General features: G+C 74.2%; 14 protein-coding genes. 4 read left to right on the top strand and 10 right to left on the bottom strand.

Translation table 11 applies throughout. The features are described from left to right. Positions 1-127 precede the first annotated feature (127 nt). The 3 genes from OG440_RS04995 to OG440_RS04985 are packed head-to-tail and all read left to right on the top strand — an operon-like array spanning position 128 to position 3,810. A complete protein-coding gene (locus tag OG440_RS04995) occupies positions 128-988 on the top strand; it encodes an amidohydrolase family protein (protein ID WP_406005604.1) in 861 nt (286 codons plus the stop codon). 13 nt (positions 989-1,001) lie between these two features. Beyond that, the gene (locus tag OG440_RS04990; protein ID WP_406005603.1) at positions 1,002-2,720 is read left to right on the top strand and encodes a thiamine pyrophosphate-dependent enzyme; all 1,719 of its coding nucleotides are present in this window, start codon (positions 1,002-1,004) and stop codon (positions 2,718-2,720) included. A gap of 19 nt (positions 2,721-2,739) precedes the next feature. Then, entirely contained in the window at positions 2,740-3,810 is a 1,071-nt protein-coding gene (locus OG440_RS04985) for an Ldh family oxidoreductase (protein ID WP_406005602.1), read from the top strand. Between the two features lie 142 nt (positions 3,811-3,952). Here OG440_RS04985 and OG440_RS04980 read toward each other — a convergent pair whose 3' ends face one another. The 9 genes from OG440_RS04980 to OG440_RS04940 all read right to left on the bottom strand — a co-directional run bounded on the left by OG440_RS04980 (position 3,953) and on the right by OG440_RS04940 (position 21,657). After that, positions 3,953-4,897 (bottom strand): alpha/beta hydrolase fold domain-containing protein, encoded by a 945-nt coding sequence (locus OG440_RS04980; protein WP_406005601.1) that lies wholly within the window; start codon positions 4,895-4,897, stop codon positions 3,953-3,955. A gap of 100 nt (positions 4,898-4,997) precedes the next feature. Next, positions 4,998-6,065 carry a class I SAM-dependent methyltransferase gene (locus OG440_RS04975; protein ID WP_406005600.1) on the bottom strand — a complete coding sequence of 356 codons (1,068 nt, stop codon included), beginning with the start codon at positions 6,063-6,065 and terminating at the stop codon, positions 4,998-5,000. After that, positions 6,062-7,237: a glycosyltransferase gene (locus tag OG440_RS04970; protein ID WP_406005599.1), complete on the bottom strand. Its 1,176-nt coding sequence runs from the start codon at positions 7,235-7,237 to the stop codon at positions 6,062-6,064. Before OG440_RS04970 ends, OG440_RS04975 begins: the two co-directional genes overlap by 4 nt. Next, entirely contained in the window at positions 7,234-8,049 is an 816-nt protein-coding gene (locus OG440_RS04965; protein WP_406005598.1) for an alpha/beta fold hydrolase, read from the bottom strand. The genes OG440_RS04970 and OG440_RS04965 overlap by 4 nt, the downstream gene beginning before the upstream one ends. A gap of 3 nt (positions 8,050-8,052) precedes the next feature. After that, complete coding sequence (locus OG440_RS04960; RefSeq protein WP_406005597.1) at positions 8,053-8,379, bottom strand: acyl carrier protein; 327 nt, start codon at positions 8,377-8,379, stop codon at positions 8,053-8,055. Next, positions 8,376-12,869, bottom strand: a complete 4,494-nt coding sequence (locus OG440_RS04955; RefSeq protein WP_406011255.1) for a beta-ketoacyl synthase N-terminal-like domain-containing protein — start codon at positions 12,867-12,869, stop codon at positions 8,376-8,378. The genes OG440_RS04960 and OG440_RS04955 overlap by 4 nt, the downstream gene beginning before the upstream one ends. Before the next feature lie 44 nt (positions 12,870-12,913). Continuing rightward, positions 12,914-19,948, bottom strand: a complete 7,035-nt coding sequence (locus OG440_RS04950; protein WP_406005596.1) for an SDR family oxidoreductase — start codon at positions 19,946-19,948, stop codon at positions 12,914-12,916. Positions 19,949-20,538: 590 nt separating this feature from the next. After that, positions 20,539-21,297, bottom strand: coding sequence for an SDR family NAD(P)-dependent oxidoreductase (locus OG440_RS04945; protein WP_406005595.1), 759 nt, complete (start codon positions 21,295-21,297; stop codon positions 20,539-20,541). A gap of 51 nt (positions 21,298-21,348) precedes the next feature. Further along, entirely contained in the window at positions 21,349-21,657 is a 309-nt protein-coding gene (locus tag OG440_RS04940) for an acyl-CoA dehydrogenase family protein (RefSeq protein WP_406005594.1), read from the bottom strand. A gap of 164 nt (positions 21,658-21,821) precedes the next feature. Here OG440_RS04940 and OG440_RS04935 point away from each other — a divergent pair, with 164 nt between their 5' ends. After that, the gene (locus OG440_RS04935) at positions 21,822-23,024 is read left to right on the top strand and encodes a serine hydrolase domain-containing protein (RefSeq protein ID WP_406005593.1); all 1,203 of its coding nucleotides are present in this window, start codon (positions 21,822-21,824) and stop codon (positions 23,022-23,024) included. Positions 23,025-23,033: 9 nt separating this feature from the next. Here the strand turns inward: OG440_RS04935 and OG440_RS04930 are convergent, their stop codons facing one another. Beyond that, positions 23,034-23,612 carry a TetR/AcrR family transcriptional regulator gene (locus OG440_RS04930; RefSeq protein ID WP_406005592.1) on the bottom strand — a complete coding sequence of 193 codons (579 nt, stop codon included), beginning with the start codon at positions 23,610-23,612 and terminating at the stop codon, positions 23,034-23,036. Between the last annotated feature and the right edge of the window lie 106 nt (positions 23,613-23,718).

Genomic DNA, 23,718 nt, shown 5'->3' with positions numbered 1-23,718 from the left:
GCGAACAGCGCACTTTCACGCAACAACAGCTTGCGCTCCCAGGGGCTCCGCAAGGCCTTCGCGGCCCCCTAGCGTTCCCTCCGCAACGCCTCACCACGTGCCCTACCGAGAGAAAGAAGTACGGGACATGTTCGTCGTCGACACGCAGATCCACATCTGGCTGGAAGAGACCCCGGACCGCCCCTGGGTCCCGGGCGCCCGGGAGCGGATCCGCCTCAACGGCCACCGCGAGGAGGCGTTCTCCTACGAGGAGGCCCTCGAGCTGATGGACGAGGCCGGCGTGAACCGCGCGCTGATCCTGCCGCCGTCCTGGGAGGGCGACCGCATCGACTACGCCCTGGAGGCCTGCGAGGCGCACCCGGACCGCTTCGGCATCATGGCGCGCATCCCGCAGAACAAGCCCGAAGAGGGCAAGGCCATGCTCAAGGACTTCGCGCAGAACCCGTACATCAAGGGCACGCGGCTGACCTTCCACCGGCCACAGGACCGCAACTGGATGATCGACGGCACCAACGACTGGTACTGGCCCGTCGCCGCCGAGCTCGGCATCCCCACCATGGTCCACGCCCCGATCTGGAAGCGTGAGCTCGGCGAGATCGCCGCCAAGCACCCCGAACTGAAGATCATCATCGACCACATGGGCATCATGGCCCGCTGCGTCGACGACGCGATCGGATACTGGGTCGCCGAGACCGCGGACCTCGCGGCCCACCCGAACATCTACGTCAAGGTGTCGGCGCTGCCCGGCTACTCGACGCAGCCGTTCCCGAACAACAACATCCAGAAGTACGTGCGCGAGATGGTCGACAAGATGGGCCCCCAGCGCTGCTTCTACGGCACCGACATCACCCGTCTGCTGGGCCACGGCATCACCTACACCGACACCATCGAGCAGTTCACCAAGCACTGGGACTTCACTCCCGAGGAACTGGAGTGGATCATGGGCCGCGGTATCTCCGAGGTCCTGAACTGGCCGATCGAGGGCTGAGGAGGAACGAGAGATGACCGACACCACCACCTCACCGGGCGCCGACGGCGGCGACGCTCTCGTCACCGCCTTCAACGCCGTCGGCGCCGACTACCTGTTCTGCTCGTCCGGGTCCGAGTGGGCCCCGGTCTGGGAGTCCCTGGCCCGGCGCCACCGGGACGGACTGCCCTGCCCGCAGTACCTGGACCTGACCCACGAGACCGTCGCCGTGGGCATGGCGACCGGCTACGGCCTGGTCAGCCGCCGTCCGCAGGGCGTGCTGCTGCACGCCGCCCCCGGCCTGCTCCAGGGCTCGATGGCCGTCCACGGGGCGCTGCTCGCCGGCGTCCCCATGGTGGTCAGCTCCTCGGAGTCGACCACCTACGGCGACGGCCCGGGGCAGGACCCGGGCGGCCAGTGGTACCGCAACCTGTCCATCGTGGGCGGCCCGCACGGCGTCGCGACCCCTTTCACCAAGTGGTCCACCGAGGCCGCCAGCGTGCACACGCTGCCCACCATGGTCACGCGGGCGGCCGAGCTGGCCTGGCGGGCCCCGGCGGGCCCGGCGTACCTCAACGTCCCGCTGGAGATCCTGCTGGAGGACTGGGACGGCCGCGAGGCCAAGCCCCTCGTGCCCCCGGGCTCCACGCACAGCTCGCCCGAGGAGGTCGACCCGGTCGCCCAGCTGATCCGCGAGGCGAGGAACCCGGTCATCGTCACCGAGACCGCGGGCCGTGAGGCCGGCGGCTTCGAGGCACTCGTCGCCTTCGCCGAGGCCTGGAACATCCCGGTCGTCGAGCCCGACTCGGCGGTGTGCGGCAACTTCCCGCGCACCCACCCGCTGCACGCCGGGAGCGACATCGGGCCGTGGATGGACGAGGCGGACCTCATCCTCCTCGTCAACTGCCGCGCCCCGTTCTACCCGCCGTCGCGCCGCCCCTCGAAGGCACAGATCGTCGTCATCGACGAGGTGCCGCAGCGCCCGCACGTCGTCTACCAAGTCCTGTTCGCCGACAGGTACCTGGAAGGCAACGTCGCCAACACCCTGCGCCAGCTCGCCAAGCGGGCCAAGGACCTCGACGAGGCCGCCGTCGCCGTACGGCGCGCCGCACAGGACGAGCGGCACGCCGCCGAGCAGGCCGCCGTCGCCGACGCCGAGAACCGGGCCCGGACACAGCGGCGGACCGAGGGCGTCGACCCGGTGCTGGTCGCCGCCACCCTGCGCGAGCTGCTCGACGGCGCGCACGGCGTCGTCGTCGACGAGACCATCACCCACAGCCGCGTCGTCAAGCGGCACCTGCGCACGGCCGATCCCGACTCGTACTTCTATGTGCAGGGCGGTCTCGGCCAGGGCATCGCGGTCGCGCTCGGCGTCAAACTCGCCGCGGGGGACCGGCCGGTGGTCCTCACCATCGGCGACGGCGCGTTCACCTACAACCCGGTCGTGCCGTCGTACGACGCGAGCAAGGCGTACCAACTGCCGCTGCTCATCGTGGTGTTCAACAACCGCGTCTACAAGTCGATGAACCTCAACCACCGCAGGTTCTATCCCGACGGAGCGGCCGCCGAGACCGGCGAGTGGCTCGGCACCGACCTGCACCGTCTGCCCCGACTGGCCCAGTTCGCCGAGCCGTTCGGCATGCACACCGAGACCGTCGACACCTCACAGGCGCTCGGGCCCGCCCTGGAGCGCGCCCTCAAGGCCGTGGCGGAGGGCACCACCGCCGTCGTCGACGTCCTCGTCACCCGCTGAACCAGGAGGCACCGCCACCATGTCCACCCCATCCACGAAGATCCTGGTGCCCGCAGAGGACCTGCGCACCTTCTCCGCGGCCCTCCTCGAGAAGGGCGGCCTGAGCGCCGAGCACGCCCGCACCACCGCCGACGTGTTCGTCTGGGCCGCGCTGCGCGGCGTCGACTCGCACGGCATCGCCCGGGTGCCCGCCTACCTGGACCTGCTCGACAAGGGCGTCGCCAACGCCGACGCCCGGATCACGCTCGAGTCCGGCGCCCCGGCCGCGGCCGTCCTGGACGCCGACCGCGCCCCCGGCCCGGTGGCCCTCAGCGCGGCCGCCGACGAGGCCGTGACCAGGGCGAGGACGACCGGCATCGCCGCGGTGGGGGTCCGCCGCACGGTGCACACCGGCGCGATCGGCTACTACGTGTCGAAGATCGCCGAACAGGGCCTGGTCGGCATCGGCTTCGTCGCCGGCATGCCGAACATGGGCTACACCGGTGTCAAGGGCGCGGCGGTCGCCACCAGCCCGCTCGCCATCGCCGTGCCGACCGACTCCTCGTCGCAGCACGCGCCGCTGCTCCTGGACATGGCCACCGCGACCATCGCCCTCGGCAAGATCCGGCAGGCGAAGGCGAGCGGCACCCCGCTGCCCGAGGGCGCGGCCGCCACCGAGGACGGCACCCCGACCACCGACCCGGAGAAGGCGGTCATGCCGCTGCCGCTCGGCGGGGCGAAGGGCTCCGGCATGTCCCTCGCCTTCGAGCTGCTGACCAGCGTGCTCGTGGGGGCGCCGATCTTCGCGTCGTTCCACTCGGACGACCCGGCCGGCCGCAAGCACCGTCAGAACGCCCTGCTCATCGCCGTCGACCCGGCCGCCTTCGGGGGCACGGAGGCCTTCACCGCGTCCGTGGACGCCACGCTGGACACGCTCAAGGGCCTGCCGGCCGCGGACGACGCGCAGGGCGTGTTCTACCCCGGCGAGCGCAGTGCCGCCGTCGCCGCCGGCCGGGGGGAGAACGGCGTCCCGGTGGCGCCCAAGGTGTGGCGCGACCTGACCGAGCGCGCCGAGAAGCTGGGCGTCGCCCTGCCGGCGGCCGCCGGATAGGGGACGGCGGCAGCCCGGGGCGACGACCGGGGGAGGGGAGGGTGACCGGGCACGCCGGTGCGGCGGACGACGCCGTCGGGTCACCCGGGCGGCGACCGGTGCGGCGGGCGCCGCCCTCCCGTCCCCTCTTCGCCCAAGAGGGTCACACCGTGCCGGCGTCGGTCGCCTGTCGGAGATGACGGGCGATCAGCGCGTAGGTGGTGCGGGCCCGTTCGTCGTCCTTGGTGTCGTAGCCGTGGTCGGCCCCGGCGATGTCGTGGTGCTCGACGAGCGCACCGGCCGCGCCCAGTCGCTCGGCGTAGCGCACCGCCTCGTTCCTGAGCAGGTCGTACTCGGCCGTGATGACCAGCGCCGGGGCGATGCCCTCGAGGTCGGCGGTGTCGCGGGAATGGGCGGGCGACACGAGCCGGTGGGCGCGCTCGCGGGGATCGGGGACGTACGACGCGTCGAAGATGTCCCCGAGCCACGGCCGCAGCACCGGCCTGGCGACGGCCGCCTTCTTGTCCTTGGCGCTGGTGGCCAGATCCAGCGGGGGATAGTGCAGCACCTGGAGCGCGATCGAGGGGCCGCCCTGTTCCAGGGACTGCCGGGCCACGGCCGCCGCGAGTCCGCCGCCCGCGCTCTGCCCGCCCACGGTCAGACGCCGGCCGTCCCAGCCGTGTTCGGCGCCGTGCTCGGCGACCCACCGGACGACGTCGTAGGCCTGGGTGGTCGCGGCGGGGAACGGGTGCTGCGGGGCCACCACGTACGTGACGTTGACGACGACCACTCCCGCCTCGGCGGCGAGGACGCGGCAGAGCCCGTCGTCGACCTCGGGCATCGACATGATGTAGCCGCCGCCGTGGAAGTTGACGTGCACGGGCGGACGGGTCGCCGTGCCGGCCGGGGGCGCGTACACCGTGACCGGAGCGGGGGCGACGGAGGTCGGCACCGTCGACCGCGTCACCTCCCGCGGATACTCGGGGAAGCGGGCCTGCCAGGCCGCGGCGGACCCGGCACCCGAGGCCCGGCGACTCGCCAGCCGGGTGACGCCCTGCATCGTCTTGGCGGCGAGGGCGGCCACCGCCGGTCTGGCCAGGATGGACATGCGCGTTCCGTTCGTCGAGCCGTGCCGTCGATCGTCAGGATTCCTGATGAAGAGAACGGGGCGAAGCTAGCACGGCGGGACCCGGGCGCGCACCGGTCCGTCAGTCGCGCCGGGCCACGATCCGGTACGCGTTCGACACGCCGAGCCGGTGCGAGAGCGGACGTACCGCGAACCGGTCGAGCAGGGTGCCCACGATCAGCGCCGGGACCCCGGCGACCAGCAGTGCCGCGCGCAGCGTGCGGCGCAGCGCGCCCGGCGACGCGGGCAGCCACGGAGCGTCGTCACGGGGCGCCGCGTGGTCCAGCGCCAGCCAGACGGCGGCCAGCAGGTCGACCGGGTCGTGCGGCTCGGCGTGCTGCTCCGCCACCACCGTGAAACCCAGCCGGGTGAGCCGTTCGCGCAGGTTGGCCACCGGTACGAAGTGCAGATGCTGCGGCTGGAGCCAGGGCAGCCACCAGCGGCCCAGCAGCCGCGCGTAGCGGCTCTCGGGGTCAGGCACCTCGACGAGGAGATGGCCGCCGGGACGCACCGTCTCGTGCGCGGCGCGCAGTTCACGGTCGGGGTCGGTGCTGTGCTCCAGGTAGTGGAACATGCTGACCACGTCGTACCGGGCGGCCAGCCGGGGCGCCAGTTCGGGGAACGAGCCCCGGTAGCCGTGTTCCACCCGGCCCTCCCGCTCGGCGAGTTCGACACCGTCGGTGAAGTCCAGCCCGTCGAACGTCGTCCCCGGCAGCACCTCCCGGGCCGCCGCGCAGAAGTGACCGTGTCCGGTGCCGACGTCCAGCCAGTTCTTCGGCGCGGGGTCGTGCGCGAGCATCGACCCGGCCCGTCCCCGGTACATCTTCGTGCGGCCCCCGAAGGTGTCGCCCAGCTTCTTCTCGCCCAGCCCGTCGTAGAAGTCCCGGTAGTAGAACTCCAGGCCCTCGGCGCTCAGCCGCGGGTTCTGGAAGGTGTGCCCGCAGCCCCCGCAGCGGTCCAGGACGAAGCGGCCCGGCTTGTGCTGGAGCAGGTCGGTGGTGCGCAGCCGGGTGGTCAGGGCCGCCGAGCCGCACCACGGGCAGCTGGTGCGGCGGGGCTCGAAGAAGCGGTCCAGCCCGGCGGCGATGTCCGCCTGGTAGGCGGGCCGCGCCTCGGCGATCCGCTCGGCGGGCCTGGTCTCGTCACTCATCTGAACTCCCCTGCGAGGTCTTCGAGATGGGCCGCGGCGGCGGACGGACCGCCCGCGGCGCGGAACGCCGTACGGATCCGGTCGGCGGCGGCGCGGTGTCCGGGTGCGCCGAGGGCGGAGTCGACCGCCGCGCCCAGTTGCCGCGCGGTGACCCGGCCGAACCGCACCCGCACGCCGGCTCCCGCGTCGGTGACCTGCCCGGCCACGACCGGCTGGTCGTCGCGGATGGGGGCCACGACCAGGGGAACCCCGTGCCACAACGCCTCGCACACGGTGTTGTGCCCGGCGTGGCAGACCACCGCGCCGGTGCCCCTCTCCATCCACTCCAGCAAGGCGAGTTGGGGCACGGACGGCAAGATCAGCAGGTCCTTGTCGTCGCCCCCGGGCTTCAGCGTGCCGCCCGGGTCGACGATCACGCCCTGCACCCGGTCGGCCCGTTCCCGCAGCGCCTCCCGGCAGACGTCGAGGAACCGTCCGCCGACGTCGGTGTTCGCGGTGCCGAGCGTGACGAGCACGGTGGCCCGGCCGCCGTCGAGCCACTCCCAGGGGAAGCCGGCGGCCGACGGCCGGGCCGTGATCGACGGACCCACCCAGCGGACACCTCCGGGCGCCCGTCCCGCCAACTCCGGTGTGCTGAAGGCCAGGACGAGATGGGGTGAGAAGCGGGGGTCGGCGTCGCCCGCCGGATCTCCGATCGCGGACCGCAGCCCGGCCAGCCGGCCGTCGAGCCACTCCCTGACCTTGGGCAGCCCGGCGAGGGGGTCGGTGAACTCGGCGGAGGTGGTCGCCGAGGTCGCCCACGGCAGGCCCAGCCGCTCCGCGACCAGCGCACCGGCGAAGGCCTGCTGGTCGGCGACGACGACGTCCGGCCGGAACGCCTCGACGGCCGCCCGCACACCCGGCGCCATCGCCTCGGCGAGCGGCAGCAGGTACCACTCCCACAGAAACTTCAGCGCCTCGGGACCGCGCAGGTCGGCGGGCCGCTCGCCGCGCGGCGCCGCGCCGCAGACGAAGACCGGGCCGGCCCCGGGGCCCGCGAGCCGGCCGACCAGATCCGGGTCGGCGCAGGCCCACGCCACCCGGTGGCCTCGTGCGGTGAGTTCGGCGGCGACGCCCACGGCCGGGTTGAGGTGACCCACCAGCGGCGGCACGACGAACAGGAACCGGCTCACCCGGTGACCTCCGCCGCCACGCGCCCGGCCTCGTCGACGAGGGACAGGATGTGCCCGCCGACCGTCCCGGAGGCCTCCACCAGGACCGAGTGCTCGTGCCCGGGGATGACCACGGTCCGGCAGTCCGGCAGCACCGCCCGGAGCCAGGGCGCGAGTTCGGCCAGATCGGAGTCGGCGCCGTACAGACCGAGCACCGGGCAACGTACCGCCGAGATCTGATCCTCCGTCAGCACACGGCTGGCCGGGATGTCCCGCCCGAGCGAGGTCTCCCGCGCGAGCCGGGCCGCGCCCCTGGCCAGGCGGGCGGTGTTGTGGCCGCGATGGGCGGTGATCCAGGCGATCGCGTCGGACTCGTTGTGGGCGAGCTGGGTCACGACCCGGTCCAGGATCCCGCCGAGCTTCACCGCCCAGGAGGCGGTTGCCGGTTCGGACTCGACGAGGGTGACGCTCGCCGCCCGCTCGGGGTGCCGGGCCGCGTAGCCGAACGCGATCGTGCCGCCGTAGGAGTTGCCGACCAGATGCACCGGACCGGTCACCGCCAGCCGGCCGAGCAGCGCCTCCAGGTCGTCGATGTTGTCGTCCAGCGTGTAGCCCCCGGCGGGGCGCCCGCTGCGGCCGTGGCCCCGCAGGTCGTACATGACGACGTCGAGGCCCGCCGCCGCGAACGCCGGGGCCACGGTGAAGTAGTAGCTGGCCAGGCTGTCGGTGAGCAGACCGTGCACCAGTACCACGGTGGCGGTGGCGGGCCGGCCGTGCCGGGGGCCGAGCCGCTGTACGTGCAACCGGACGGGGCCGGTGTCGACCATCGCCATGACTCAGCTCGCCTCCGCGGCCTTCAGACTCGTCACGACGTAACCGACGAGCCGTCCGACGGTCAGCTCGATGATCTCGTCGAACTCCATGCCGGCCAGGAACTCGGCGAAGTTGACCCGGTCGCCGTACCGCTCCTGGAGCAGGCCGGCCAGGGTGACCAGGTCGATGCTCTCCAGCTCCAGGTCGCGGTTGAAGGTGGTCTGCGGGCCGATCTCCACGTCGTCGAGGCCGTACTCGTCCTCGAGGAGCCGCGTGAGCATGCCGGTGAGATCGGCCAGCACGGACTTCTCGTCGGCGGTGACGGGGGTGCGGGGGGTGGGGGGTGTCATCGGGCGTCGTCCTCCTCTGCGGTCGGGGGCCCCGTCGTCCAGGCCACCACGTACGAACGGTCGGGCAGCCGGGACGGGTTGGCGGCCAGCGAACAGTGCACGGTGTAGGCGCGTTCCAGGCGGCCCGCGACGGTCAGCCGGTCGCCGGCCGGGGTCGCGTCGAGCACCGCGAAGTCCCGTGGCCTGCCGTCGAATCCGGTGCCCTCCGCCTTGGCGACGGCCTCCTTCGCCGTCCAGAAGCGGGTGAACCACAGGGCCTCGGAGTCGCCGGAGCCGGCCGACAGCTCGCGCAGCAGCCGTAGTTCGCCGTCGCCGAGGGCGGCGGCGAGGGTCTCCGGGGCGCGGTCGGCGACCTCCTCGATGTCGATCCCCGGACCGGGGCCCGGCGTGTGCGGGCGGACGATCGCGACGGCCGCCTCCGCGCAGTGGGCCAGCGAGACGTCCAGCGCGGGCAGGACCCGGCCGTGCACGCCGGTGACGTACGGCCGGCCGGCGTCGTCGTTGCGCACCCGCAGCTCGGCCGGGAAGACCGGGCCCTCGCCCTGGTCCCACAGCCACCGCCGTACCGCGTCCTTGACCGCGATCCGGCCCAGCAGCCACTGCCGGCGCCCGCGCGGCGCGTGCTGCGCGTATTGCGAACGCTCCACGCCGCCGAGGGAGTTGCGCATGATCAGCTCGCGGGACGCCAGGTCCGGCCACCGCTCGTGCAGCAACTGCCAGCCGCCCGGGCGGGTCTCGGACAGGGTGTGGTGCTCCGGGAACCGCTCGACGGGACGGGTCTTCGGGTCGTTGTCGAACCGGCGGTCCTGCCAGCCGTGTATCTGCGCCCACACCCTGCCCCGGACCGTCAGCTGGACCTCGGCCTCCAGGAAGGCGTCGGTGAGCGAGGTGATCCGCACCAGGCACCCCACCGCGGTCCCCGGCGACGGATGCGAACCGTGGAAGCGCATCTCCCGCATCCCGACCGGGAACACGACGGTCCGCTCGGTACGGGTCGCCATGATCCAGTAGCCGAGGATCTGGCCGACGTTGTCCAGCAGCGCGCCCGGTGCGGACGGGGTGGTGATCACCCCGCGTACGTGGCGGTCGCCGATCGCGGTGAGTTCGGTGACGCCCTGGAACGCCGGGCCGTGGAACATCCAGCGCTCGTCGTAGAGCTGGGCGGCGGTGTGGTCCGGGGTGCGCTCGGCGCCGGGATCGATGGGCCACGCGGCGGGCGGCTGCGGGTGGGCGGCGGCCAGTTCGACGGTCGCGCGGGCCCGGGGGCCGAAGGAGACGGCCAGCCGGCCGGGGGCTTCGGGGGTCACGGTCACCGGCACGTCGACGGCGGGGGTGGCCGTGAGCCACTCCTCGAACCGCGCGTCGTGCACGGCCACCGGGACCGTCCCGGGAGCGGATTCCCGGGCGGCGTCCACCGCCGCGTCCACGATGTGCCGCACGATGGTCGTCGCCGGGACGACCGGCCACCGGTCGGCGACCTCGGGCCAGCCCGGCCGCTGCGGGAAGAAGCAGTGGTCCAGCAGGTAGGGCATGGTGTCGGGGGAGACGCGGACGGTGGTGTGCCAGGGGCCGGTCCGGGCGGCCGGGGGAGCGGTGGCTCTCGCGGTCATGAGGGCGGCCGCCGTGTCCGCCGTCTCGTGGAGCAGGGCGGACAGTTCGGCGGCCATCGGCGAACCCTCCACGAGGGCGTCCAGCGACGACGGACCGGCGGCCCGCGTCGCACGGGCCGGGGCGCGCGGCTCGGACCGCAGTTCGGACCGCAGCGCGGTGAGCCGCTGCGGGGCGAGGGACACCAGGGCGCCGCCCAGGTCCAGCCGTACCGGCGTCCGTGCGGCCCGTGCGGCCGCGGCCGCGTCCGAGGAGGACGGAACGGTCGGGGCGAGGGTCGGGGCGAGGGAGGGAGCGACCGCCGCCCCCGCCGTCCACAGCGCGGTGGCCACCCGGCGCAGCTGCGCGAGCCCCGTGCGGTGCGGGGAGTTGGCGGCGACGACCAGGTGGTCCCGGTCGCCCAGGGTGTCCCCGACGAGGGAGCCGAGCTGACCCGGGCCGACCTGGACGAACACCCGGTGCCCCGCCGCGTGCAGCGCCTCGGTCAGCTGCCGGAAGCGCACGGGTTCCAGCAGATGGCGGACGAACAGGGACCGTATCCCCGCCTCGTCCCCGGGGAAGGGCGCGGCCGTCGTGCCCGACCAGACCGGGGTGTGCGGCGGATACAGCCGGAACCGGTCGGCCGCCTCCTTGATCGGGCCGAGATGCGGCTCCAGCATCGGCGTGTGGAAACCCGACCGGAAGGGCAGCACCTGGCCGAGGACTCCCTGGGCGCGGAAGGCCCGCACGAAGTCGTCCACCGCCGCTTGCGGTCCGCACACCATCGACTGGCCGGGCGCGTTGTCGTGGGAGAGCACGAGGCCCGCCGTGTCCGGGCCCCCGTCCCGCAGGGCGGCCAGGACCCGCTCGGCGGACGCCCCGATCGCGCCGAAGGCCAGCCCCGCGACCGCCACCGCGTCGGGGTCGAAGTCCGCCATGAACGCGTCGACCTCGTCCCCGGAGTACAGTCCGGCGGTCGCCATCGCCGTCCACTCGCCCACGCTGTGCCCGGCGACCGCGGCCGGCACGATCCCGCTGCGGCGCAGCGCGGCGTCGAGCAGCCGGCCGACGGCGACGACCCCGAAACCGTGGCGTCCCACGTCGTCGGTCCGGTCCCCGGCGACGGACGGGGCGGGCAGACCGAAGTGGGCGGCCACGTCGTCGACGCGCGGGGTGAAGTCGCCCTCCAGGCCCGGGAACAGGAACGCCGGCCCGAGTCGGCCGGTGCCCAGCAGGGGGCTCGGCCGGAACCAGACGTCGCTGCGGCCGTGCCAGGCGCGCCGCTTGCCGACCGTGCGGCGGGCCAGGGCGAGCCGCTTCGCGGTCGGGTCGACGATGCCGAGGCGGGCAGGTCCCGCGTCCGGATGCGGGGACGAGGGGTCGAGTCCGGCGGCCCGTACGGTGTCGTCGTCGGCGTCCAGCAGAGCGGCGAGGCGCTCGGGGGAGCCGGCGGCGAGCAGCAGGACCCGCTCGGGTTCGGCGACCGCCAGGACCGGACGGGCCGGCGCGGTCGCGCGCGAGCCGCGCCCACCCGGCGCCTCCTCCAGCACCACGTGCGCGTTGATCCCGCCGAACCCGAACGCGTTGACGGCGGCCCGGCGCACGCTCCGGCGCCCGGTGATCTCCCAGTCGGCCGCCTTCTCCAGGGTGCGGAACCGGGTGCGGGCCAGGGCGGGGTGCGGGTCGTCGCAGTGCAGCGTCGGGAGCAGGGTGCCGTGGTGCACGGCGAGTGCCGCCTTGACGAGACCGGCGATGCCCGCGGCCGGCATGGTGTGTCCGATCATCGACTTGACCGAACCCAGCACGGCCTCTCCGTCGCCCGGTCCGAACACCGCGGCCAGCGTGGCCAGTTCGGCCTCGTCGCCCGCCGGGGTCGCGGTGCCGTGGGCCTCCAGCAGACCGAGGGAACCGGGCTCGGCCGGGTCGAGTCCGGCGGCCCGCCACGCCTGCCGGACGGCCTGTGCCTGACCGCCCGGATCGGGGTTGACCAGCCCCGCGGCCCGGCCGTCACTGGCCACCCCGGTGCCCCGGATCACCGCGTAGATCCGGTCTCCGTCACGTTCGGCGTCGGCCAGCCGCTTGAGGACGACGACGCCCGTGCCCTCGCCGATCAGGATGCCGTCGGCGTCCCGGTGGAAGGGGCGGCTGCGCTGGCTGGGGGAGAGCGCGCGGAGCTGGGAGAAGACGCTCCACAGCGTGATGTCGTGGCAGTGGTGGACACCGCCCGCCAGCATCAGGTCGCAGCGCCCGGAGCCGAGTTCGCCCACCGCCTGGTCCACGGCGACCAGCGAGGACGCGCAGGCCGCGTCCACCGTGTACGCGGGACCGCGCAGGTCCAGCCGGTTGGCGATCCGGGAGGCGGCGAGATTGGGCACCAGGCCGATCGCCGCCTCGGGACTGTCCGGGCCGAGCCGCTCGGTGAACGCCTCCCGCACCCGGCCGAGTTGGCCGGACGTCAGGTCGGGCAGCAACTCGCCGAGCGTGCGGACGAGTTGGCCGGCCGTCCGGACCCGCTGGTCGAGCCGGACCAGGCCGGGACCGAGATAGCCGCCCCGGCCGAGGACGACGCCGACGCGCCCACGGTCCGCAAGCCGTTCCGTGCCGCCCGCGTCGTCGAGGGCGGCCGAGGCCACGTGCAGGGCGATCAGCTGGTCCGGCTCGGTCCCGGCCACCGAGTGGGGCATGATGCCGAACCGGGTGACCTCCACCTGCGCCAGCCCGTCGACGAACCCGCCGCGCCGCGCGTACACCCGGTCCGCCGCGGCCGGGTCGGAGGCGGTGCCGGGACGGTAGTACTCGGCGTCCCAGCGTCCCTCGGGCACCTCGCCGATCGCGTCCACACCGTCGCGCAGGTTCCGCCAGTACGCGTCCAGGTCGGCGGCGCCCGGCAGCAGCACCGCCATGCCGACGATGGCGACCGGCGTGTGACGTGCCGTCACGGCCGCCGTCACCAGCCCGACGCGGTGTGGACGACGGCCGTCGCGGACTCCTCGCCCCAGGCAAGCTCCCGCAGCAGCGCCGCGGTTCCCTCCTCGGGATCGATCAGCCGGATGCCGCGCCGGGCGTACTCCCGGGCCAGTTCCACACCCACCATGCCGGCGTGCCCGGCCGAGGGTGCCCAGGGCCCCCAGTGCACGGTCAGCGCGCGATGCCCGGTACGGGCGGCGAAGGCCGCGCCGAGGGTCTCCAGCGCGTCGTTGGCGGCCGCGTAGTCCACCTGGCCCCGGTTGCCCAGGACGGCCGAGAGAGAGCCGAACAGCACGGTGAACGCGGGTGCGGCGGGGAGTTCCTCCAGCGCGGTGAGCAGCGCGTCGGCGCCGGTCGCCTTGGTGCCGTACACGCGCTGGAAGGACTCGGCGGTCTTCTCCGCGACGAGCCGGTCGTCGATCACCCCGGCCGCGTGCACCACACCGTCCAGCCGGCCGTGCTCGGCGTGGATCTCCTTCACCGCCTGGAGTACCGCCCCGGGTTCGCGGAAGTCGACGGAACGGTAGCGGGCCCGGCCGCCGAGCGCCGTCAGTTCGGCGAGGGTGGCGGTGATCTCCCGCTGGGCCAGCAGGAGTTCGGTGGCGCGGTTGATCTCGGCCGGCTTCATGCCGCCGCGCGCGGCCAGCGCGGCCCGCAGTGCGGCCGGCGTGCGGGCGGCCGCGGTGTCCGCGTCCTCGGGACCGTCCGGCGCGGGGGTCCTGCCGAGCAGCTCCAGGCGGCAGCGGGCGGCACCGGCGAGCGCGGCGGCGAACTGCGCCGTGATGCCCCGCGCCCCGCCCGCGAGCAGGACCACCGAGTCCCGGTCCAGCCCGAGCGCCGCCGCCTCGGCGGCCCCGTCCCCGGCCGGTCCGGCGCCCGTGCTGCCGAGTGCGCCGAGCGGCGCCTCCACCAGTTCGAAACCGTGCCGGCCGGCCGCCGTCCGCCACACGACCGGGGTACGGTCCGGCGCGACGGCCTCCGCGACCACGGCGTCCGCGACGGCGGACGGCGAGCCGTCGGACAGGTCGACGACCCGGGCGACCAGCTCCGGGTACTCGCGCGCCACCGTCCGGAACAGGCCGCGCAGCCCGGCGGTCCGGGGGTCGGGTGTCGTGCCGTCGGCCCGCAGGGCCAGCAGCCAGCGGGGGTCGCGCGCCAGGGCCGCCTTCAGGACGGGAAACGCGTCGGGCAGGACGGGGCTGTCGTCGGCGCCGTCGAGGGCGCCGAGGTAGAGCACGCCGTCCACCGGCCCGTCGGCCTCGGTCAGGACGTGGTCCCGGGCTCTCATGACGGTCTCGGCGCCGTGGGACTCCAGGCGGGCCGCCACCTCGGGCGCCTCCCCGAGCAGGGCCCAGCGGGTGCCGGAGAGCGTGGCGGACGGGGCGGCGTCGGCGCCGGGGTGGGTGCCGGCGCCGGTGTCGAGCAGGACCGGCCGCAGCACGTGCCGCCTGGGCGGCTCCCCGGTCACCTCCCGCGTGACCTGCTCGGGCGTGCCGGGCTCCGTGGCTTTCGCTGCCGTGCCGGGCTCCGCGGCCGCCGCAGCGGCGGGCTCGGCGGCTGCCGCCGGGGCGGCCGGACTGCCCAGCCGCGCGGTCAGCCAGGCGGTCACCGCGGCGGCCGTGCGCGCCTTCGCCAGTTCCTCCAGCTCGTCGTCGTCCATCGAGGCGAGGTCCGCACCGGCCCCCGCGCCGAGGCGTCTGGCCAGCTCGCCCGCGATCTCGGCCCGTTTGATGGAGTCGATGCTGAGATCCGCCTCGAGGTCGAGGTCGGGCTCGATCATGTCGACGGGGTAGCCGGTCCGCTCGCTGATGATCTCCAGGACGACCTGCTGGACGTCGGCGGGACCGGCGTCCCGGGGCCCGCCCGGGTCCTGGACCGGTTCCGTCGCCGGGGCGGCCACCGTCGGGCGCTCCGACGGGAGTTGCGGACCTGCCTGGATCACCTGCGCCGCCGGTACGGGCGGTGCGCCCGCGGTGGCCCCGAAGTAGGTGAGCAGGACGTCCCGTTGGGCGGCGATCATCTCCCGGCTGGTGCGCAGGAATTCGGAGACGAGCGCGTCCCGGTCGGACGCGGCGCCGTGCGGGGGGTTCGTCGTCACAGGGGCCACAGTCCTCTCGAGGGGTTCCACGACGCGTCGGGCCGGTGCGAGCGCACCGGGAAGGAGGGCGCCGGCGGCGGTGCGGACGAGTTGTCCGTCGACCGTCCAGCCGGGCCGCTTCGGTACGGGTGTGCGCACCGCGTCGACCGCGTCCCGGCCGCGCAGCAGCCACCCGGCGCGTACCGGCAGGCCCGCGACGGCGAGCCGCGCCAGGGCGTCGAGCCAGTCGGGCAGACCGCCGTCGGGGCGGGGCTCGCAGGCCACCGCGCGGTGCGGACGGTCGCCTAGGATCTGTCCGACCAGCCGGGTCAGCACCGATCCGGGACCGGCTTCGACGAAGACCCGCGCGCCCGCCGCGTACATCGCCTCGATCTGCTCGGCGAAGGCGACCGGGGCCCCGATCTGGGCGGCGAGTCCGTCCCGTACGGCGTCCGGGTCGGCAGGATAGGGCGCCGCCGTGCGGTTGGACCACACGGGGAACTCGGGCGCGTGCACCGGCCGGGCCGCGAGCGCCTCGGCGAACCGGTCGGCGGCGCCGGCGACCAGCGGGCTGTGGAAGGCACAGGCCACGGGGATGCGCTTGGCACCGAGACCGGCCTCGCGCAGCAGGCGTACGGTCTCGGCGACCGCGTCGGAGGGGCCGGAGATCACCGTCTGCTCGGGCGAGTTGCGGTTGGCGACGACCACGGAGTCCGGCGCCCGCGCCGCCGCGAGCACCCGTGTCACCTCCTCGGCACCGGCCGCGACGGCGGCCATGGTCCCGGGATCGGATCCACCCGGTCCACCCGGTCCGGCTGATCCGGCCGGTCCCGCGGCCCCGGCGGCTTCGAGGATCGCCGTCGCCCGTTCCGCGCTCAGCTCCAGGAGGGTCTCGGGCCCGATCGCGCCGGCCGCGCAGAGGGCGACCAGCTCGCCGTAACTGTGCCCGGCGGCCATGTCCGGCCGTACCCCGGCCGCGGTGAGCACGGCGTGCGCGGCGAGCCCGGCGACGCCGAGGGCCGGCTGGGCCACCCGGGTGTCGGTGAGCGCGGCCCGCTGACGGTCGCGGACCGCGTCGTCGAAGGCGGCCGGCGGGTACAGGGTGTCGGCGTGGGCGCGTCCGAGCTCCAGATACGGACGCAGCTCGGGGAAGGTGACGAACAGGTCGGCGAGCATGCCGGGGCGCTGGCTGCCCTGACCGGGGAAGAGGAACGCGACCTTGGCGTCCCCGGGGTGGTCGTCCGGTCCGGCCCGGTGGATCCCCCGCGCCGGGTCGTGCGTGGCCGGATCGGCCGACAGGCGCAGCAACTTGCCGACCAGGTCGTCCACGTCCGTCGCCACGACCGCGACCTGCGCCGGTTCACCGCTCGCGTCCGACCGCCGCGCGGCGCCGAGCGCCAGGTCCCGCAGCCGCCACGGCCGGCCCTGCGCCTGTGCGGCCTTGAGGAGTTCGTCCACCGCACGGCCGGCCGCGGCGGCGTCGCGGCCGCGGAAGACGAACAGTTCGGCCGGCCAGGCGTCCGTGCCCCGCACCGGCGGCACGCCGTCGGCGTAGGCGCGCAGCACCACATGGAAGTTGGTGCCGCCGAAGCCGAACGCGCTGACCCCGGCGACCCGTTCCCCTGCGGGCGCCGCCCAGGGCCGGGCCCGGGTGTGGAAGGCGAACGGGCTGCTCTCCCGGTCCCAGGCGGCGTTGGGGGTCTCGACGTGCAGCGTGGGCGGCCTGACGCCGGTGTGCAGGGCCAGCAGGGTCTTGATCAGGCCGGCGAGTCCGGCCGCGCACTTGGTGTGCCCGATCTGGGACTTCACCGACCCGATCGCGCAGCCGCCCGGTTCGGCCCCGGCCTCCGCGAACACCTCGCTGAGGATGCGCAGTTCGGTGCGGTCGCCGACCACCGTCCCGGTGCCGTGCGCCTCGACGAGTCCGACGTCGGCCGGGGAGAGGCCCGCGTTGCGGTAGGCGCGTTCCAGGGCCGAGCGCTGCCCTTCCGGCCGGGGCGCGGTGAGCCCGAGCGAGCGGCCGTCGCTGGAGGAGCCGAGGCCCTTGATCACGCCGTAGATCCGGTCGCCGTCGCGCTCGGCGTCCGCGAGCCGCTTGAGGACGACGCAGGCCACGCCCTCGCCGAGCGCGATGCCGTCCGCCGAGTCGTCGAAGGCGCGGGAGCGGCCGGTCGGCGACAGGGCGTGCACGGAGGAGAAGAGGACATAGTCGTTGATGCCGTTGTGCAGGTCGGCGCCGCCGCAGAGCACCACGTCGGAGGTGCCCCCGACGAGTTCCTTGCACGCGACGTCCACCGCGGCCAGCGAGGAGGCGCAGGCGGCGTCGACGGTGTAGTTGGCGCCCCCCAGGTCGAGCCGGTTGGCGATCCGCCCCGAGATGACGTTGGCGAGCATGCCGGGGAAGGAGTCCTCGGTGAGCTGCGGCAGCTGCTCGTCGAGGGCGGCCGGGACGCTGCCGTAGTAGGACGGCAGCACCGCCCGCAGGGTGGCCGCGTTCGACAGGTCGCTGCCGGCCTCCGCGCCGAACACCACCGAGGTGCGGGAGCGGTCGAACTCCCGCTCCCCTTCGCCGTATCCGGCGTCCTCCAGGGCGCGCCGGGCCGCCTCCAGGGACAGCAGCTGGACCGGCTCGACGCTGCCGAGCGACGTGGGCGGGATGCCGTAGCGCAGGGGGTCGAAGGGGATGCGGGGCAGGAAACCGCCCCACTTGGACGGGGTCGAGCCGCCGTGGTGGACGGCCGGGTCCCAGCGGTCGGCCGGGACCTCGCCGACCGCGTCCACGCCCCCGACCACGTTGGCCCAGAACGCGGGCAGGTCGGGTGCCTGCGGGAACATGCACGCCATGCCGACGACGGCGATGTCGAGCGGAGCCGGGACGGCCGCCTCCCGGACGGTCCCCTCCGGCGCCAACTCGGCCCGGCGCAGCCCGAGATGCTCGATCGCGCCGGTCGTCACCGCCTCGTGCAGCGCCGCGATCGTGGTGGTCGCCGAGCGCAGCACGGCCACCTCCCCGGCCATGAACATCCCCTCGGTCAACTGGCGCCGCTCGTCGACGGGGGCGAGGGCGCCGTCGGCGTCCCGGGTCACGCCCTTGCTCGCGAGGCGCAGCCGGCCGACGTTGAGCCGCTCCAGTGCCTCCCAGATCTGCCGGTCTCCCACACCCTCGGCCCGCAGCCGCGCCTCCTCGTCGCGATAGCCGGCGGCGAACGGACTCGGCACACAGCGGGTGGCGTGTCCCGGCGCAGACTCCAGGAGTGTGGTCCGCTCGGCGGCCATGACCTGCCGCTGGAAGAGCGGCCGGATCGCGCCGTGGGACACCGCCTCGTCGGTGAACAGATACGCGGTGCCCATCAGCAGGCCGACGGCCGCTCCGCGCGCGGTCAGCGGCGCGGCGAGCGCGGCGACCATCGCCGCGGACCGTTCGTCGTGGACTCCGCCCGCGAAGAACACCTCGACGTCCTCGGCCCCGTGGTCGTGCGACCAGTCCTCCAGGACCGCCAGCTGGGCCTCCCAGAGCGGGAAGCTCGCGCGCGGTCCGACGTGTCCGCCGCACTCCGAGCCCTCGAACACGAACCGGCGCGCCCCGGCGTCCAGGAACTGCCGCAGCAGCCCCGGCGACGGCACGTGCAGGAAGGTCCGGATGCCGTCCCGCTCCAGCGCCTGCGCCTGCGAAGGGCGGCCGCCCGCGATGATCGCGTGCGTCGGCCGCAGCTCCCGCACGGCCTCCAGCTGTGCGGCGCGCACGTCCTCCGGCGCGAAGCCGAGCACACCCACGCCCCAGGGCCGGCCGCCCACCGCGTCCCGGGTCTCGGCGAGCATCGTCCGCGTCCGCGCGCCGTCCGCCAGCGCCAGCGCGAGGAAGGGCAGTGCCCCGTCGGCCGCCACCGCGGCGGCGAACGCGGGCCCGTCGCTCACCCTCGTCATCGGCCCCTGGGCGAGGGGGAGCCGCGTGCCGAGTGCCCGGCTCATCGGCGATCCGGCCCGCAGCGCCCCTGCGGCCGTGTCGTCGCGTACGGCGTCCAGGACCGCGTCCCGCAGCGCTCGCACCGTGCGCCGGACGTCACCCCAGCGCTCGGCGAACCGCGCGGCGAGGAAGCCGTCCTGGCCCACCGGGAGCAGCTGTCCGTGGGGATCCCGCGCGCCCAGCAGCGCCGCCACCGCCCGCGGTTCCGCGCCCTGCGGGAGCTGCGGGGCGGCCGGGCCGCGTCGCAGCAGGACCCGGTGTCCGGCCAGGACGACGGTCTCCGAGCCGTCCAGGGCGCGCAGCGTCGCGGCGGCGTGTTCGGGCAGCGCCGACTCGGCGAGCAGCGCGAGCTGGCTGTCCAGGACCACGCCCGCCGCACCGCCGGCCAGGGCGGCGGCGGCCGTGCGCGGGCCGATTCCGCCCCACGCCCACACCGGCGAGGTCACCTCGGGGGCGGCGAGGAGCTGCTGGAGCAGGACGAAGGTGCTCAGTTCGCCGATCCGGCCACCGCACTCGGCGCCGCGGGCGATCAGGCCGTGCGCCCCGGCGCGTGACGCGTCCAGCGCGCCCGCCAGGTCGGTGACCTCGACCAGCACGCGGTAGCGCGCCGAGAGGCCGGTGACCGCCCACGGTGCCTCGTCGGTCCCCGCGGGCATCTCGGCCCCCGCGAGGTACGCGGCCTCCGGCGTCCCCGCGATGTGTGCGGCCTCCGGGGTGAGGACCACCGTGTGCGGGCCGTGGGGCTCCAGGTCGGCGGGGGAGAGGCGGCAGTGGGCGCCGACCCGGACCCCGAACGCGCCGGGGGAGGCGCGGCGCAGGCGGGACAGTGCCTCGCGGGTTCTTCGGTCACCGGCTCCCAGGTCGAGTACGCCGAGCCCGCCGGCCCGGCCGATCGCCAGGGCGAGCCCGGCATCGGGTTCGCCGAAAGGAGTGATGCCGATGATCATGTCCTCGGAACGCACAGCAGACGTCATGATTCTCCGAATCAAGGGTGAGACTGCACGGTGGGGGGTTCGGGACAGCAATGGCGGCTCACCGGATTCCCGCGGGCAGAGATCCACCGCGGAACGCCGTTCTAAAGCGCGTGCTCGAAACGCGTTGAAAGGTAGTGCGCTTATTACTCACCGGTCAACGTTCGAACGATCGGCCGGTATCCAGCCGCAATGATTCGGTCAGACATGGGCGGAGGGCCAGGGCGTAGGAAATCGGATGAATTCCGTTCGGGCCCGGCCTCGTTCACGCTCCACTCACACCGTAGAAACATCAGGGAACGCAGGAAATGGGTTCCTCTGGACCGCTTGTCCGAATCGCCGCGCACATTCCCGGCGCCGGTCGGGTGGCGGGGAAAATACCGTGGGTCGGACCTGGAGTGACCGGGAAAGGTTTATGGGGAAGGTGATGCGCGAGTCGTGCCGTGAGACGGGCCTTGACGCGGGTCGGCCCGCCGCCAAGACTGCAATCACCGCGGAGTCGAGCCGGTCCTCGGGAGGTCGTCGACCGGCTTGACTGCGTGGTCACCCGATCGCCCGGTCACCCCACGCCCGGCGCGTTCGCGGCGGGTGCTTCACACGCTGTAGCCCCCGTCCACCCCCAGCGCCTGGCCCGTGATGAACCCGGCCCGGTCCGAGGCGAGGAAGGACACCGCCTCCGCGATGTCCGTCGCCTCGCCGAACCGGCGCAGCGGGATGTTGCGCCGGGTGACGGCGAGCGCCGCGTCGTCCAGTTCGCCCGACGCGATCAGCCGGCCGGCGATGCCGTCGGTGAGCATCCCGGGCGCCACGCAGTTGACCCGGACCCCGTAGCGCCCCTCCTCGGCGGCCAGGGCGCGGGCGACCGCCTCGACGGCGCCCTTCGCCCCCGAGGACAGCCCGTCGCGCACCGGGAAACGCCGGGTGGCGACGGTGGTGACCGCGACGATGCTGCCCCGGCTCCGGCGCAGCACCGGCAGCGCCGGATGTGCGAGATTGAAGAACGCCCCCGCGTCCGCGACGAGTTGGGCCCGGTACTCGCCCGGGGTCACCCGGCTCAGATGCCGCATCGGCACATGCGGACCGGCCGCGTACACGAGCGTGTGGATGCCGCCGAACTCCTCGGCGGTCGCGGTCACCGCCCGGGCCGTCGCCGTCTCGTCGGTCAGGTCCAGCGGGAGCGGCACGACTCCCCTGCTCTCGCCGGCCAGGGCCTCGGCCGCCTCACGCCGGGCCCGGTAGGTGAACACCACCGCGCTGCCGCGTGCCGCGAGCGTCCGCACGACCGCCGCGCCGATGCCGCCGGTGCCGCCCGCGACGAACGCCACCCCCGGCCGACCGGAGAAGTCCTCCATGCCCCATCGCCCTCTCTGTCTCCGCGTCCCGGTGGCCCGCCGTCCCCTGTCTCACGGTCCCAGGGGCCTGGCGACGACCACCTTCATGACCTCGCCCGTCCCGGCGTGGACGCGGGTGCCGCGCGCGTCCGCGTACAGCCGGGCGATCGGGTACTCCAGCATGTAGCCGTATCCGCCGAAGAGTTGAAGACACCGGGCGACGGCACGGGCCTGCGTCCCGGTGCAGAGAAGTTCGGCCTTCGCCGCGTCGGCGCCGCAGAGCCGGCCCGCCACGAGTTCGGCGACGGCACGATCGAGGTGCCCCGGGGGCGGGGGGAGGCGCGCCGGGCCGCCTCGGTCGCCGCGCGGGCGAACCCGCACACATGCCGGGCCGTGCCGGTGCGGTGGGCCACCGCACGGTGGTCCGCAGGAACCGTCCGATCGGAGGGCCGCGCGAAGACGTGCCGGGGCCGTACGGGTCCGGGGTGACGGTGTACGGAGTGTTGCCCCCGTGATCAGTGTGACAATCAGCCCATAGTGCGCGTATGACGCGTACCCGTACGGCGCTGCTGTGCGCCGCCGCCCTCCTCGCCTCCACCGTCCAGACGGCGGTCGCGGCCACCACCGACGCCCCCGGTCGCCACGACCGGGCCTGCGCCGCCACCCGGAACCCCCAGGGCAAGGCCCGCGAGGTCCTCGACCTCGTCCGCAAGGCACGCAAGGAGCTCGATCTCAAGGCCGCCCTGGTCAAGGTCACGATCGACGGGCGTGAACTCGTCACCGGCGCGGTCGGCGAGTCCATGACCGATGTGCCCGCCACGCCCGCCATGCACTTCCGGACCGGTTCGGTCGGCATCGCCTTCATGGGCACCGTGCTGCTCCAGCTCGTCGAGGAGCACAAGGCGAAGCTCGACGACCCGGTCTCCCGTTGGCTCCCCGACCTGCCGCACGGCGACAAGATCACCCTGCGCATGCTCGGCGACTCGACGTCCGGTCTGCACGACTACGTCACCGACCCGGTCTTCCTGAAGAAGCTCTACGCCGACCCCTGGCAGCACTGGACCCCCAAGGAGCTCGTCGGGATCTCCCTCAGCCACCCCCTGTGGTACGAGCCGGGCACCAACTGGAGCTACTCGCACGCCAACTTCGTGCTCCTCGGCCGCGCCCTGGAGAAGATCTCCGGCACCCCGCTCGACCACCTGCTGCGGCAGCGCGTCATGAAGCCCCTCGACCTGCGCAACACCCGCAGCAACGACACCGCGGTCATCCCGCGGCCGGTGCTGCACGCCTACGACGAGGAGCGCGGCACGTACGAGGAGTCCACGTACTTCAACCCCTCCTGGACCACCGCGCCCGGCGCCGTCCTGACCCAGGACATCTGCGACCTGGCCCGCTCCGGACAGGGGATCGGCTCGGGCGAACTGCTCTCCAAGGGTTCCTTCCGCACCCAGCTGAACCCGGGCACGGTCGGTCTCGGGCACCCCACGGACACCTGTCCCGCCACGGTCTGCCTGCCCATGACCGAGGACTTCCACTTCGGCGTCGGGGTCGTCGTCGTGAACGGCTGGGTGGTGCAGAACCCGTCCTTCTTCGGCTACGCGGCCGTGATGGCGTACGAGCCGCACAAGCGGCTGTCCATCGCGGTCTCCACCACGGTGGGCGAAGACGCACCCGCCGGCAACAACTCGCAGACGATCACCGAGCGGATCGCGAAGCTGCTCGACCCGGAGCACCCGCTGGCCCCCTGACCCGCCCGGTCAACGCCCGGCGCGTACCCCGTCCAGCGCGATGGCCAGGACGCGGTCGCGCTGGGCGTCGTCCACGAACGCTGTCGCGGTGACACCGGCCACCAGCCGCAGCAGATCACCGAAGTCCATGTCCGTGCGGGCCTCGCCCGCCTCCTGGGCCCGCTCGAACAGCGGGCCCCCGGCCGCGTACATCGAGTCGCGGCAGGCCTGGAAGATCTCCGACTCGCCCTCCAGTGCCTCGCGCACCGCCCGCTTGGTGACCATGTAGCCGGTGAACCGCTCCAGCCAGGCGGTGAGCGCCTCCCACGGCTTCAGGCCGGCCAACTCCCCGGCCGACCGGCACAGCGCGTTGACCTCGTCCGCGTACACGCTCTCGAACAGTGCCCGGCGCGTCGGGAAGTTCCGGTACAGCGTGCCGATGCCCACGCCCGCGCGCCGGGCGACGTCCTCCAGGGACGCCTCGGAGCCGTGCTCGGCGAACGCCTCGCGCGCGGCGGCGAGCAGCGCGTCGTAGTTGCGGGCCGCGTCCTTACGGACCGGCCGCTGGGCCGCGACGATCTCGCTGACGGGGAACTGCTGAGCCGGCACTGCTGCCTCCTGGGCGGGACTCGGTTGAAACGGAGGGGTGCCTCCGTTACAGTGGAGGGGTGCCTCCACTTTAGCAGTCCGAGGTCTCTTCTCCTCTTTCCGGATC

The sequence above is a fragment of the Streptomyces sp. NBC_00637 genome, from assembly GCF_045161545.1.
GTDB lineage: Bacteria > Actinomycetota > Actinomycetes > Streptomycetales > Streptomycetaceae > Streptomyces.
Note: the sequence above shows the minus strand (reverse complement) of the source record. Positions and strands in the feature narration are given on the sequence as shown.

Excerpts from the sequence above, each read along its gene's own strand:
- OG440_RS04985 (WP_406005602.1), top strand. The coding sequence starts at position 2,740 with ATGTCCACCCCATCCACGAAGATCCTGGTGCCCGCAGAGGACCTGCGC.
- OG440_RS04995 (WP_406005604.1), top strand. The coding sequence starts at position 128 with ATGTTCGTCGTCGACACGCAGATCCACATCTGGCTGGAAGAGACCCCG.
- OG440_RS04945 (WP_406005595.1), bottom strand. The coding sequence starts at position 21,297 with ATGGAGGACTTCTCCGGTCGGCCGGGGGTGGCGTTCGTCGCGGGCGGC.
- OG440_RS04955 (WP_406011255.1), bottom strand. The coding sequence starts at position 12,869 with ATGGCGGTGCTGCTGCCGGGCGCCGCCGACCTGGACGCGTACTGGCGG.
- OG440_RS04975 (WP_406005600.1), bottom strand. The coding sequence starts at position 6,065 with ATGAGTGACGAGACCAGGCCCGCCGAGCGGATCGCCGAGGCGCGGCCC.
- OG440_RS04980 (WP_406005601.1), bottom strand. The coding sequence starts at position 4,897 with ATGTCCATCCTGGCCAGACCGGCGGTGGCCGCCCTCGCCGCCAAGACG.
- OG440_RS04935 (WP_406005593.1), top strand. The coding sequence starts at position 21,822 with ATGACGCGTACCCGTACGGCGCTGCTGTGCGCCGCCGCCCTCCTCGCC.
- OG440_RS04990 (WP_406005603.1), top strand. The coding sequence starts at position 1,002 with ATGACCGACACCACCACCTCACCGGGCGCCGACGGCGGCGACGCTCTC.
- OG440_RS04960 (WP_406005597.1), bottom strand. The coding sequence starts at position 8,379 with ATGACACCCCCCACCCCCCGCACCCCCGTCACCGCCGACGAGAAGTCC.
- OG440_RS04965 (WP_406005598.1), bottom strand. The coding sequence starts at position 8,049 with ATGGCGATGGTCGACACCGGCCCCGTCCGGTTGCACGTACAGCGGCTC.
- OG440_RS04950 (WP_406005596.1), bottom strand. The coding sequence starts at position 19,948 with ATGACGTCTGCTGTGCGTTCCGAGGACATGATCATCGGCATCACTCCT.